General features: G+C 71.9%; 10 protein-coding genes and 1 pseudogene. 6 read left to right on the plus strand and 5 right to left on the minus strand.

The genetic code is table 11. The annotated features are described in order from the left end of the window. Together ACVNF4_RS24440 and ACVNF4_RS24445 are read right to left on the minus strand one after the other, a co-directional pair. Nucleotides 1-495 (minus strand): annotated as a pseudogene (locus ACVNF4_RS24440) (zinc-dependent metalloprotease); the annotation flags it as partial. Between the two features lie 40 nt (nucleotides 496-535). Further along, complete coding sequence (locus ACVNF4_RS24445) at nucleotides 536-895, minus strand: MerR family transcriptional regulator (RefSeq protein WP_461805023.1); 360 nt, start codon at nucleotides 893-895, stop codon at nucleotides 536-538. Nucleotides 896-999: 104 nt separating this feature from the next. On the opposite strand from ACVNF4_RS24445, the gene ACVNF4_RS24450 reads away from it, so the two are divergent. After that, nucleotides 1,000-1,878, plus strand: a complete 879-nt coding sequence (locus ACVNF4_RS24450; RefSeq protein ID WP_461805024.1) for an NADP-dependent oxidoreductase — start codon at nucleotides 1,000-1,002, stop codon at nucleotides 1,876-1,878. A 127-nt stretch (nucleotides 1,879-2,005) separates the two neighbouring features. On the opposite strand, the gene ACVNF4_RS24455 is transcribed toward ACVNF4_RS24450, so the two are convergent. Then, entirely contained in the window at nucleotides 2,006-2,731 is a 726-nt protein-coding gene (locus ACVNF4_RS24455; RefSeq protein WP_461805025.1) for a TioE family transcriptional regulator, read from the minus strand. A 58-nt stretch (nucleotides 2,732-2,789) separates the two neighbouring features. On the opposite strand from ACVNF4_RS24455, the gene ACVNF4_RS24460 reads away from it, so the two are divergent. After that, the gene (locus ACVNF4_RS24460; RefSeq protein WP_461805026.1) at nucleotides 2,790-3,926 is read left to right on the plus strand and encodes an erythromycin esterase family protein; all 1,137 of its coding nucleotides are present in this window, start codon (nucleotides 2,790-2,792) and stop codon (nucleotides 3,924-3,926) included. Nucleotides 3,927-4,031: 105 nt separating this feature from the next. Further along, entirely contained in the window at nucleotides 4,032-4,880 is an 849-nt protein-coding gene (locus ACVNF4_RS24465) for an SMI1/KNR4 family protein (RefSeq protein ID WP_461805027.1), read from the plus strand. A gap of 47 nt (nucleotides 4,881-4,927) precedes the next feature. Here the strand turns inward: ACVNF4_RS24465 and ACVNF4_RS24470 are convergent, their stop codons facing one another. Both ACVNF4_RS24470 and ACVNF4_RS24475 read right to left on the minus strand, forming a co-directional pair. Further along, a complete protein-coding gene (locus tag ACVNF4_RS24470) occupies nucleotides 4,928-6,448 on the minus strand; it encodes a hypothetical protein (protein ID WP_461805028.1) in 1,521 nt (506 codons plus the stop codon). Nucleotides 6,449-6,484: 36 nt separating this feature from the next. After that, the gene (locus ACVNF4_RS24475) at nucleotides 6,485-6,955 is read right to left on the minus strand and encodes a P-loop NTPase family protein (RefSeq protein WP_461805029.1); all 471 of its coding nucleotides are present in this window, start codon (nucleotides 6,953-6,955) and stop codon (nucleotides 6,485-6,487) included. Between the two features lie 137 nt (nucleotides 6,956-7,092). Here ACVNF4_RS24475 and ACVNF4_RS24480 point away from each other — a divergent pair, with 137 nt between their 5' ends. Genes ACVNF4_RS24480 through meaB form a run of 3 tightly spaced genes read left to right on the plus strand, consistent with a single transcriptional unit; the run spans nucleotide 7,093 to nucleotide 12,040 of the window. Beyond that, on the plus strand, nucleotides 7,093-8,883 hold the full coding sequence (locus ACVNF4_RS24480; RefSeq protein ID WP_461805030.1) for a methylmalonyl-CoA mutase family protein: 1,791 nt from the start codon (nucleotides 7,093-7,095) through the stop codon (nucleotides 8,881-8,883). Continuing rightward, the gene (gene scpA / locus ACVNF4_RS24485; protein WP_461805031.1) at nucleotides 8,883-11,057 is read left to right on the plus strand and encodes a methylmalonyl-CoA mutase; all 2,175 of its coding nucleotides are present in this window, start codon (nucleotides 8,883-8,885) and stop codon (nucleotides 11,055-11,057) included. The genes ACVNF4_RS24480 and scpA overlap by 1 nt, the downstream gene beginning before the upstream one ends. Then, nucleotides 11,054-12,040, plus strand: a complete 987-nt coding sequence (gene meaB, locus ACVNF4_RS24490; protein ID WP_461805032.1) for a methylmalonyl Co-A mutase-associated GTPase MeaB — start codon at nucleotides 11,054-11,056, stop codon at nucleotides 12,038-12,040. Before scpA ends, meaB begins: the two co-directional genes overlap by 4 nt. Nucleotides 12,041-12,264 lie beyond the last annotated feature (224 nt).

Genomic DNA, 12,264 nt, shown 5'->3' on the forward strand with positions numbered 1-12,264 from the left:
CCGCCCCGGCCCCCGGAACGTCAGCAGCGCGGGCAACCGGACCCCGCGCGCCGAGCCCGACGCGGCCAGCGGGACGCTCACCGCGTCGTCGAGGACGTACTCGCCCTGCCCCTGCTCGGCGAGGTGCCAGGCGACCTGGTCGTGGTCGTACAGCGCGAGCCCCGTCGCGTCCACCACGACCAGCCCGCCCTCCTCCCGCAGCACCGGCCCGCTCCACACCACCGACACCGCGAACGACTCCGCCCCGGCCCGCACGGTGGCGGCGTCCCCCGTACTGAGGAAATGCTTGTTCCGCACGGCGAACAGCACCCGCTGCCCGACCCGCCGGAACTCCACGAGACGCGCCTTCCCCGCCCGCCCCCGGTCCAGCCACAGCTCGGCCGACCCGAGCCCCTGCGACAGGTGGACGGTCAGCAGGAACGGCTCGTCGAAACGGCGGATCCCCAGCAGGGGACGGCCTTCGGGGTCCGGGACGAGTTCGAGGAAGCCGGGCACGACAGAGCCTTTCGGAGGGAGGGACGCACAGGGACGGGGCTCACACCGTCGGCGGAGCCGCCGCGATGACCTCGTCCAACGCCGCGAGCGACGCCCGGAGTTCGTCGATCGACCCGGCGATCCGCTGCCGCTCCCGGCGCAACTGGGCCACGAGGCCGGAACACGTCGGCACCAGCACGTCCCCCGTGTCCCGCAGACACGGCAGAACCGCCGCGATCGTCGCCGTGTTCAGCCCGGCGGCGAGCAGGGAGCGGATCCGGCGGACGGCGTCGACATCGTCGTCCGCGTACTCCCGATAGCCGCTCGGCCGCCGCTTCGGACACAGCAGACCCTGCTCCTCGTAGTACCGCAGCAGCCGCTCGTGCACCCCGGTCCTGCGTGACAACTCACCGATCCGCACGGCCCGTTCGCCTTCCGCTTGACTCTCACACGGATGTCAGAGTCTAGCGTCCGTGATCAGCGACGGCCCGCGCGGCCGGCACCCGATCCCGAGGAGACACCAGCATGCGCGCAGTACGGATCCACCGCCACGGAGGCCCCGAGGTCCTCACCGTCGAGGAGATCCCCGAACCGGTCCCGGCCCCCGGCGAGGTCCTCGTCGAGGCGGCGGCCGGCAGCCTCAACCCGGTCGACTGGAAGACCTGCGCCCTCGACATCGGCCCCGCCCTGCCCGCCACCCTCGGCTGGGACCTCGCCGGCACGGTCGTCGCCGCCGACGGCACCGGCTTCCGGCCGGGCGACCAGGTCGTCGCGATGTCCGCGCAGATCGCCACCGGCCGAGGCACCTGGTCCGAACGCGTCGCCCTCCCCGCCCACCTGCTCACCCACGCCCCCACCACGATCCCCCTCACGGACGCGGCGGCCCTCCCGCTCGCCGGGGTCACCGCCGTCCAGGCCCTGGAGAAGACGGCCCTCACCGAAGGCGCCCGCCTCCTCGTCATCGGCGCGACCGGAGCCGTCGGCGGCATCGCCGTCCAACTCGCCCTGCACATCGGCGCCGCCGTGGACGCCCTGGTCTCCCGGCCCGCCCACCACACCGAGGCCCGCGCACTCGGCGCCACCCACGTCACCCACACCCTCGCCGACCTCACGCCCGGCACCTACGACGCCGTCCTCGACACCGCCGGACTCGACGCAGGGCACCTCCTCGCACCCGGCGGACGCTATGTCTCCATCTCCGACGAACCCCTCCCCGACGTCCCCGGCGCCGTCAAGAGCTACGTCCAGGAGAACCGGGAGCACCTCGCCGACCTCGTCGCCCTCGTCGACAAGGGTGCCCTGCGGCTGAGGGTCGCGGCCCGGTACCCGCTGGACGAGGTGCGGGCCGCGCACGAGCGGTTCGAGGGCGGGGGAGTGCTGGGGAAGGTGCTGCTGACGTTCTGAGTGACGGTGGGGCGCGGCCGGCGTGCGGGGCCTCGCGGACTCGATGCGGTCTTCCGGCTCACGCCGGGGGACAGGACGGCCCGGACGGGGGTCTGGCCGACCCGAACGTCAACTCCGCATCCCGCCCTCAGCCCCCCACCCCCTCCCGCCCCCGCACATACCTCTCCAACTCGGCGGCCCCCGCCAGCAACGCCCGCCCCCGCGCCGTCAACCGCCCCCGCCACTCCCGCAGCACACCCCCGAGCGGCTCCACCCCGCCTGCCGCCCGCACCTGCGACATCAACGGCGCGATCCGCTCCAGCAGATAACCCCCGCGCCTGAGCTGCCCCACCATCCGGGCATCGCGCACAGCGGCCTCGTCGTACACCCGGTACCCGGTCACCGCGTCACGCACGGGCCGCACCAGCCCGGCCCGCTCCCACTTCCGCAACGTCGCCGGCCGCACCCCCAGCCGCCGGGCGAGCGGCCCGATGAACACCCCGCCGGGCTCGGACACCGGCACGGGCGCCAGATCACGCAACGCCGCCTCCACGGCCTCAAGGGTGTGCCGGTCCTCCAGCAACTGCGCGTGACTCGCGTCGATCAGCCGGAACGCCTCGTCGTCCGCACCCTCGTTCACCGCCCGCATGATCGCGGCGGCGGTCCGATGCCCGTGCCCCGGCACGAGCGCCAGGAACGCGCGGAGCGCCCGCGCGTGCGACGGCGTGTAGACCCGGTACCCGTGCACGGTCCGCTCGGCGGCCGGGAGGATGCCGTCCTCCTCGTAATTGCGGACCGCCTGCGCCGACAACCCGTGCTCCCGCGCCAGATCCACCGGCCTCAGCCGTCCACCGCTTTGAAGGTTACGCCCCATCACCCCACCGATTTCACGCGAAAGTCTCCACCGAAGGTTCAAAGATACCGTTGAAGCCATGGTCACCGACATCAAGGACGCCGCCCGTCCCGTCGAGGCGAAAACCCTCCTGAACCTCCTCCCGACCCGCCCGCGAGTCCTCGCCCTCGGCGAACCCACCCACGGCGAAGACACCCTCCTCGACCTGCGCAACCAGGTCTTCCGCCAACTCGTCGAACAGGAGGGCTACCGCACCGTCGCGATCGAGAGCGACTGCCTCAAGGCCCTCCTCGTCGACGACCACATCACCACCGGAACCGGCACCCTCGACGACGTCATGGCCCACGGATTCAGCCACGACTGGGGCGCGTTCGACGGCAACCGCGACCTCGTACGGTGGATGCGCGCCCACAACGAGACCCGCCCCGCCGCCGAACACGTCCACTTCGCCGGCCTCGACACCCCCGTCGAGATCACCCACGCGGAAAGCCCCCGCGCCTCCCTCACCGCCCTCCACACGCACCTCGCACCCCCGGACATCGACGCCGGCACCCTCGACCGCCTCCTCGGCCCCGACGACCGCTGGACCGACCCGGCCGCGATGCCCGACCCCACCCGATCCATCGGCCGCACCCCCGAGGCGCGGCAACTGCGGCTGATCGCCGACGACTTGACGGCGCTCCTCGACCAGCACCCCCACTCCACCCGGGCGAGCCTGCACGCCCGCACCGCCACCGCCCTCCTGCGGTACCACCACTGGATGGCCGACCCCACCCCCACCCGCATGACCCGCCTGTGCGCCCAGCGCGACGCGGCCATGGCGCACAACCTCCTCGCCCTGGCCGCCCAGGGACCGACCCTCGTCCACGCCCACAACTCCCACCTCCAGCGCGAGCAGAGCAGCATGGCCCTGTGGCAGGGCCGCGCGGAGTGGTGGAGCGCGGGCGCCCTGGTCAACGCCCGCCTCGGCGACGACTACGCCTTCGTGGCGGGCGCCGTCGGCACGATCCGCCACCAGGGCGTCGACACCCCGCCCTCCGACACCCTCGAAGGACTCCTCCACGACATCCCCGGCCCCCACCACCTCATCGCCCCCACCGACCTCCCCACCACCGCACCCCGCGTCTCCCCGTGGTTCGGCTACGCCCCGCTCGACCCGGCCCACCTGAGGAGCGTCGACGGGATCGTGTTCGTGAAGGACGTCACGGAACACTGAACTCGGCTGAAACAGCTGAGAGTTAATCACCCGACGCCCGACCGGACGCCCGCCTACGGTGGGGGGTGCACCGCCGCCCGCCCGACCAGCAGGGAGCCGCACCCCATGGACGTCGAGATCCCCCCGTCCCTGATCGAGACCGCCGCCCAGTACGGCGCCGGCGTCCCCTACGCCCTCAAGGTCGTCGCCGCCCGCCTGGCCGACGACCCGGACCTGGGCCGGCCCTCGTCCCTCCCCGGCATCCTCAAGGTGCTGTTCGAGGGCGACCTGGTCGAGGACTGCCCCGCCCTCGCCATCGGCTACATCCGCGAACCGGACCGCGTCCGGATCCGCTACGTGAGCCCGACCGACACCCCCACCGAACCGGCCGACACCACCCCGGAACCCGACCCCACCCGCACCGACCCCGCCACCGACGCCCTCACCGCACGCCAGGTCGCCGACGCCTGGCACCGCATCACCGCCTGGCTGCGGGACAACGCCCCCGACTCGTACGCCGCGCTGCGCCCCGCCACCGCCCCGGCACCCGACCTCGGCGTCCCCGTCCCCGTCGAACTGCGGACCCTGTGGACGCTGGCCGGCGGCGACGACCACGGGTGCCTCCCGGGGGCCATGGGTGTCATGCCGCCGTCCGCCGTGGCCGCCGAGTACCGGCGGAGAACGGAGTACGAGTGGTGGAAACCGTCCTGGATCCCCTTCGCGGCCGGGCCCCGGGACAGCATGTACGGCACCTACCTCGACTCCGAGACAGGCTTCCTGGGCCGCTGGTCCCACTCCAACGACGACTGGGGCAACGGTGAACTCGACACCCTCGTCACCTACTTGGAGGAGACCGCCGACATGCTCGAAGCCCCGTCCCTCGCCACCCGGGACCGGCCCGGCCTGGTCGGCGGCAGGCTGGTGTGGCGCAGCGCCGTCCCCTACTACGAGGAGAGCGAATGGCGACCCGTCTAGGAACCGTCCTGGACGGGAACCGCCCTCACCAACTGGAGATCCTCACGTCACGGCAGCAGCCGCAGCATCACGTCCACCGGAAGAGAGGGGTTGGCGGCGGCGGCCCGCACCACGTCCTCGTCCTCATGCCCGAGCAACTCGACGATGACCTCCACCGGCAGAGCGGGATGCGCGGCGGCGGTCAGCCGGGCCCGCACATCCCCGAGACAGGCCGCCAGAGCCGCCGGACTCGCGTCCGCCCGCCCGGCGACGGCACGCAACACGGCCACCACCGGCGGCACGTGGAGCGCCAGTTCTTCCAGCAGTCCCCACGACGCGTCCGGGTTGACCGCCACCTGTCCCACGACCCGGACGCCGTGCCGCTCGACCATCCCTCTCAACTGGCCCTCGGACAGCCCCGGATGCGGGGCGACCGACTTCACCACCTTCGCATCGGGGTCCACGGCCAGCGCGTCCCGCACCCCGTCCGGCAGATCCCGCCGCTGAGCCGCCAGCGCCCGCACCGACGCGTCCTTCGACGCCGCCAGCTCCGCGACCTCGGCGGGACTCGCGGCGGCGACCCTCGGCAGCAGCTCCGCACCGACCTTGGAGACACCGGCGAGCGAGACGAGCACGTCGAACGGCACACTCGGATTGTGCGCCAGGGTCCGCCGTATCGCGTCGTAGTCGTCCTCGGCGAGCGTCCGCGCCACGGCCTCCCCGATCGCCGGATTCCCGGCGACCGCACTGCGCACAGCGTCATGCGGGTCGACGGCGAGCCGCGCGTACACCTCTTGCGGCAGATCCTCGCGCCCGGCCAGCTCCCACCGGACGGAGAACTCCGGATCGCCGGCGAACCCCACGACGGCTTCGACAGGCGTGCTCGGATTACCGGCGAGCGACGCCCGGATGCCGGCGAGCGCTGCCGGATGTGACCCGTCGCAGACCCTGTCGGAGGGAAGCGCACAGAGGCTCTCGGGACAGTCGTCCGCGTGGAACGGCGGCACAGCCCCTCGCTCACACCCCGCACACCACCGCACCGGGGCCGGCCCCTCACCCGTGGCGAGCATCTCCAACACCCCCGGAGGCGTCGCCGGGTTCGCCGCCACCGCCCCCCGCACCTTGGCATGCGGATGCCCCGCGAGCCCGGCCGCCGCCTCCGACGGCCCGAACCACGCGAGCTCCGCGACGACACACACGTCCACGTCCCCGGCCAGCGCCTCGACGACATCGGCCGGCAGCCCGGCACACCCCGCCAGCTTCTCCCGATGCCGGACGACGCCACTCGCCGCGATGACCCGCGCCCACTCCGCGACCCCCCGCCCCTTGTCGAGCAGCGCGAGAGCGGCCTCCGGACGGCTCACCGGGTCGACGTCGTCGGCCGTCAGCTTCCCGTCGTAGGCCAAGGACACGTCGACCCCGTCGTCCCGCTCCACCAACGCGAGCACCTGCTCGTGACTGAGATCCGGCCGGCCTGCGAGAAGCCACCCGATGTCGTCCCCAGCACCCCCGATCAACCGATCGACCAACCCACCCGGCAGCGCCGGATTCTCCGCGAGTCCCCACAGCACGGCATCCACGACAGCCATCGTCCCCACAACCCACCGAAAGATCCCGCGAATTTTCTACACCCCCCGCCCCACCTCCGCGAGAAACCTCCGCACCCCACCCGGCCCCCGCACCACAACCACCCGGGCACCCCCGGCCTCCCTCCCCACCACCGCCGTCAACTCCACCAGACTCCGCCGCCGATACCCCCACACCCACCGCCAGAAATCCCCCCGCTCCCGCCCCCGCAACCCCGCCCGCCAGGCACACCGCCAGAACGAGAAATCCAGCACCACGACCGTGTCGGCCCGCCGCAACCGCACCTCGGGAACGTCGTAGGGCCCCAGATCACCGTCCATGATCCACCCGTCCGCACCGACGAGCTCCTCCTGCACGGCCGCCCACCGCCGCGCCGGCATCCCTTCCGGTCCGGCACCCCAGAAAAGCCGGTCCAGTTCGATCACCGGCAACCCGGTCAGCACTCCGAGCCGCCGCGCGAGAACCGACTTGCCGGCCCCACCCCGCCCGAGAACGACGATCCGCCGCACACGACCACCCCCTCCCTCAGATGACCCCACGTCAGAACACCACACCACCGAAGAGATCACGATCACATTCTCGCCGAGGGCAAGGTCACAGCCGTGCCCTCTGCTGCTCCCTCACGTCGGTGTCCTAGCATCCGAGCATGACGGTCCTGCCTGACGACGGGCTCGAACTGGCCGGTGAGTTCCCTGACGTGCCCCATGAGCAGTGGCAACGCCTGGTGGCGGGTGTCCTGCGCAAGGCGGGCAAGGACGTGGAGGGCGACGCCGCCGAGGAAGCCCTGTCCACCTTGCTGGAGGACGGGCTGCGCACCCGTCCCCTCTACACCTCCCGGGACACCGCCCCTGCTCCCGGTCTGCCCGGTTTCGCTCCCTTCACGAGGGGTTCCCGCCCCGAGGGCAGCACGATCGGCGGCTGGGACGTCCGGCAGCGGCATGCTGTTCCCGACAAGGACGCTGTTCTCACGGACCTGGAGAACGGTGCCACCTCCCTGTGGCTGGCCGGTATCCCCGTGGAGTCCCTGGCCGGGACCCTGGAGGGTGTCTACCTGGATCTTGCTCCGGTGGTCCTGGATGCCGGTGCGGAGACTGCTGCGGCCGCGCGGGAGTTTCTGCGCCTGTGCGAGGAGAGGGGTGTCGCCAAGACGGCCGTACGGGGCAACCTCGGCGCCGACCCCCTGGCCCACGAGGCACGCACCGGTGAGCGGGCCGATGTCCCGGCCGTGGATCTGGCCCGTCTGTGTGCCGACGGGTATCCGGGTCTGCGCGCGCTGACGGTGGACGTTCTTCCGTACCACGAGGCGGGCGGTTCGGCGGCCCAGGAGCTGGCCTGTTCGCTGGCGACGGCCGTCGCCTATCTCCGTGATCTGACGGACGCCGGTCTGGACGTCGCGCAGGCGGCGGGTCAGTTGGAGTTCCGGTACGCGGCGACTGCGGATCAGTTCCTGACGATCGCGAAACTCCGCGCCGCGCGCCGTCTCTGGTCGCGCGTCACGGAGGTGTGTGGTGTGTCGGGTGGGGTGGGGCAGGTGCAGCATGTGGTGACGTCGCGGGTGATGATGACGCGCCGGGATCCGTGGGTGAACATGCTGCGGACGACGGTCGCGGCCCTGGCCGCCGGCACGGGCGGCGCGGATGCGGTCACGGTCCTGCCCTTCGACGACGCTCTCGGTCTGCCGGACGCGTTCGCACGCCGGATCGCCCGTAACACGTCGACGATCCTGATCGAGGAGTCGCATCTGGCCCGGGTGATCGACCCGGCGGGCGGCTCCTGGTACGTCGAACGTCTCACCGACGAACTCGCCCACGCCGCCTGGGAGTTCTTCCAGGGCATCGAGCGTGACGGCGGCATGCGCGCGGTCCTGCGTTCGGGCCGTCTCGCCTCCGATCTCGCCGCGACATGGTCCGCGCGTTCCGTGCAGCTCGCCAAGCGCCGCGAACCGGTCACCGGTGTCAGCGAGTTCCCGGATCTGGCGGAGAAACCCGTCACCCGCCCTCCGGCCCCCGAACCACCGTCGGGGGGTCTGCCGCGAGTGCGGCGTGACGAGGCGTTCGAGGCGCTGCGTGCCCGCTCGGACGCCCACCTCGCCGCGACCGGCGCCCGCCCCCGCGTCTATCTGGCCGCCCTGGGCCCTGCCGCCGTGCACACCGCCCGCCTGACGTTCGCCGCGAGCCTCTTCCAGGCGGGTGGTATCGAGCCGGTCTCGGAGGGCACGTTCGAGGAGAGCGGCACGACCGAGGTGTGCCTGTGCTCCAGCGACGCCGTGTACGAGGAACAGGCGGCAGGCGCCGCCGAATCCCTGCGGGCTGCGGGCGCGGCCCATGTGTCCCTGGCCGGCCGGGGCGGCTATCCGGGTGTCGACTCGTACGTGTTCGCGGGCTGTGACGCCGTCGCCGTCCTGTCTGCCGCCCTTGAGCGTTTGGGAGTGTCGTGATGGGAATCCCCGATTTCTCCGGGATCGGTCTGGGTGTGCCGTCGCCGGGCGGTGCCCCTGCGGAGTGGGACGCCGCGCTGAAGGGGGTGCCGGGCGGTGACGGTCTGCTGTGGGAGACCCCCGAGGGCATCCCGGTCAAGCCGCTGTACACGGGTCAGGACCTGGAGGGCCTGGACTTCCTGGCCACCTACCCGGGCGCGGCCCCGTTCCTGCGCGGCCCGTACCCGACGATGTACGTCAACCAGCCGTGGACGATCCGCCAGTACGCGGGTTTCTCGACGGCCGAGGAGTCCAACGCGTTCTACCGCCGCAACCTCGCGGCGGGCCAGAAGGGCCTGTCCGTCGCCTTCGACCTGCCCACCCACCGCGGTTACGACAGCGACCACCCGCGCGTGACCGGGGACGTCGGCATGGCGGGTGTGGCCATCGACTCGATCTACGACATGCGGCAGCTTTTCGACGGCATCCCGCTCGACAAGATGACCGTGTCCATGACGATGAACGGCGCCGTCCTGCCGGTGCTCGCGCTCTACATCGTCGCGGCGGAGGAGCAGGGTGTCCCGCCGGAGAAACTCGCGGGGACCATCCAGAACGACATCCTCAAAGAGTTCATGGTCCGCAACACCTACATCTATCCGCCGAAGCCGTCGATGCGGATCATCTCCGACATCTTCGCCTACACGTCGCAGCGGATGCCGCGCTACAACTCGATCTCCATCTCCGGCTACCACATCCAGGAGGCCGGTGCGACGGCCGATCTGGAACTGGCCTACACCCTCGCCGACGGCGTCGAGTACATCCGTGCGGGCCGGGAGGCCGGTCTGGACGTCGACGCGTTCGCACCCCGCCTGTCGTTCTTCTGGGCGATCGGCATGAACTTCTTCATGGAGGTGGCGAAGCTCCGCGCCGCCCGCCTCCTGTGGGCGAAGCTGGTCAAGCAGTTCGACCCGCAGAACGCCAAGTCGTTGTCGTTGCGCACCCATTCGCAGACGTCCGGTTGGTCCCTGACCGCGCAGGACGTCTTCAACAACGTCACCCGCACCTGCGTCGAGGCGATGGCCGCCACCCAGGGCCACACCCAGTCGTTGCACACCAACGCGCTGGACGAGGCTCTCGCCCTCCCGACGGACTTTTCGGCCCGCATTGCCCGCAACACCCAGCTTCTGATCCAGCAGGAGTCGGGTACGGCTCGCGTGATCGACCCCTGGGGTGGCAGCGCTTACGTCGAGCGCCTCACTTACGACCTGGCCCGCCGTGCCTGGCGGCACGTCCGGGAGGTCGAGGAGGCCGGCGGCATGGCGCAGGCGATCGACGCGGGCATCCCGAAACTCCGTGTGGAGGAGGCGGCTGCCCGTACCCAGGCCCGTATCGACTCCGGCCGCCAGCCCGTCATCGGCGTCAACAAGTACCGGGTGGGGTCGGACGAGGACATCGAGGTCCTGCGCGTCGACAACTCCTCCGTACGGACGCAGCAGATCGGGAAACTGCGCCGGCTGCGTGCGGAGCGCGACGAGCAGGTGTGCCAAGGCGCCCTGGACGATCTGACCCGGGCCGCGGCCGGGGAGGGCAACCTGCTGGAGCTCGCCGTCCGCGCGGCCCGCGCGAAGGCCACGGTGGGGGAGATGTCGGATGCGTTGGAGCGGGTGTTCGGGCGGCATGCGGGGCGGATCCGTATGATTTCGGGTGTGTATCGCAGTGAGGCGGGGGAGTCGGCGGGTGTGGGGCGTACCCGGGCTCTGGTGGAGGCGTTCGCCGAGGCGGAGGGGCGCCGCCCGCGGATCCTGGTCGCGAAGATGGGGCAGGACGGCCACGACCGGGGCCAGAAGGTGATTGCGACGGCGTTCGCGGATCTCGGTTTCGACGTGGATGTCGGCCCCCTGTTCCAGACGCCGGGGGAGGTGGCCCGCCAGGCCGTCGAGGCGGACGTCCACATCGTGGGCGTGTCCTCGCTGGCGGCCGGTCACCTCACCCTGGTGCCCGCGTTGCGTGAGGAGCTCGCCCGCGAGGGCCGTGAGGACATCATGGTCGTCGTGGGCGGGGTGATCCCTCCGCGGGACGTGCCGGTCCTCCTGGGGATGGGGGCGGTGGCGGTGTTTCCGCCGGGGACGGTGGTTCCGGATGCGGCGTACGGTCTGGTGGAGCGGCTGGCGGCGGGGCTGGGGCTGGGGCTGTGACGGATGTCGGTGCTTATGTGGAGGGGGTTTTGGAGGGGAGGCGGGCGGTGGTGGCGCGTGCGGTGACTTTGGTGGAGTCGGTGAGTGCGCGTCATCGTGGTGCGGCGCAGGAGTTGGTGACGGCGTTGCTGCCGTACAGCGGGCGTGCCCGCCGGATCGGGGTGAGCGGGGTGCCGGGGGTGGGGAAGTCGACGTTCGTCGACGCGTTCGGCACGATGCTGACCGGCCTCGGCCACCGCGTCGCCGTCCTGGCCGTCGACCCCTCCTCCGCCCGCACGGGCGGCTCCATCCTCGGCGACAAGACGCGGATGGAGCGCCTGTCGGTGGACCCGTCGGCGTTCGTGCGCCCGTCCCCGGCGTCGGGGACCCTCGGCGGTGTGGCGCGGGCGACGCGGGAGTCGATCGTGGTGATGGAGGCGGCGGGGTACGACGTGGTGCTGGTGGAGACGGTGGGGGTGGGGCAGTCGGAGACGGCGGTGGCGGACATGACGGACTCCTTCCTGCTGCTGACCCTGGCCCGTACGGGTGATCAGCTCCAGGGGATCAAGAAGGGGGTGCTGGAGCTGGCGGACGTGATCGCGGTGAACAAGGCGGACGGCCCGCACGAGCGTGACGCCCGTGCGGCGGCCCGTGAGCTGGCGGGTGCGCTGCGTCTGATGCGGGGCCGGGACGCCGGGTGGAGTGCGCCGGTGGTGAGCTGCAGTGCGCGTGAGGGGACGGGGCTGGAGGCGGTGTGGGAGCGTCTGGAGCAGCACCGTGCGCTGCTGGAGACGGCGGGGCGTCTGGCGGCCCGCCGTGTGGAGCAGCAGATCGCCTGGACGTGGTCGATGGTCCACGACGAGCTCGTGGCCCGGCTGCGTACGGATCCCGCTGTGCGGGCGCTGGTGCCGGGTCTTGAGGCGGAGATCCGTGCGGGTGCGGTGACGCCGGCGGTGGCGGCGCGGCGGATTCTGGGCGCGTTCGGCGGCGGGGTGTCCGGCTGAGCCGGGTGCCGGGTGGTGCGGGCTGCTTGAGGTGAAGGGAGGGAGTGCCCCGGCTGCGCCGGTGGGTCGCTCCCGCGGTTGGACGTGGTCGATGGTTCACGACGAGTTCGTGATGACGGCGGCCGTGGCAAAGTCCAGGTGTGCGGCCGGTCGAGTCCAGGCTGATGGCCACGGGAATTCCCGGTGTGTGGCCGTGTGACCTGTGGTGTTCCTGATCGCTTCCT

The sequence above is a fragment of the Streptomyces sp. S6 genome (genome assembly GCF_054880855.1).

Excerpts from the sequence above, each read along its gene's own strand:
- scpA (WP_461805031.1), top strand. The coding sequence starts at position 8,883 with ATGGGAATCCCCGATTTCTCCGGGATCGGTCTGGGTGTGCCGTCGCCG.
- ACVNF4_RS24460 (WP_461805026.1), top strand. The coding sequence starts at position 2,790 with ATGGTCACCGACATCAAGGACGCCGCCCGTCCCGTCGAGGCGAAAACC.
- ACVNF4_RS24450 (WP_461805024.1), top strand. The coding sequence starts at position 1,000 with ATGCGCGCAGTACGGATCCACCGCCACGGAGGCCCCGAGGTCCTCACC.
- ACVNF4_RS24465 (WP_461805027.1), top strand. The coding sequence starts at position 4,032 with ATGGACGTCGAGATCCCCCCGTCCCTGATCGAGACCGCCGCCCAGTAC.
- ACVNF4_RS24470 (WP_461805028.1), bottom strand. The coding sequence starts at position 6,448 with ATGGCTGTCGTGGATGCCGTGCTGTGGGGACTCGCGGAGAATCCGGCG.
- ACVNF4_RS24455 (WP_461805025.1), bottom strand. The coding sequence starts at position 2,731 with ATGGGGCGTAACCTTCAAAGCGGTGGACGGCTGAGGCCGGTGGATCTG.
- ACVNF4_RS24480 (WP_461805030.1), top strand. The coding sequence starts at position 7,093 with ATGACGGTCCTGCCTGACGACGGGCTCGAACTGGCCGGTGAGTTCCCT.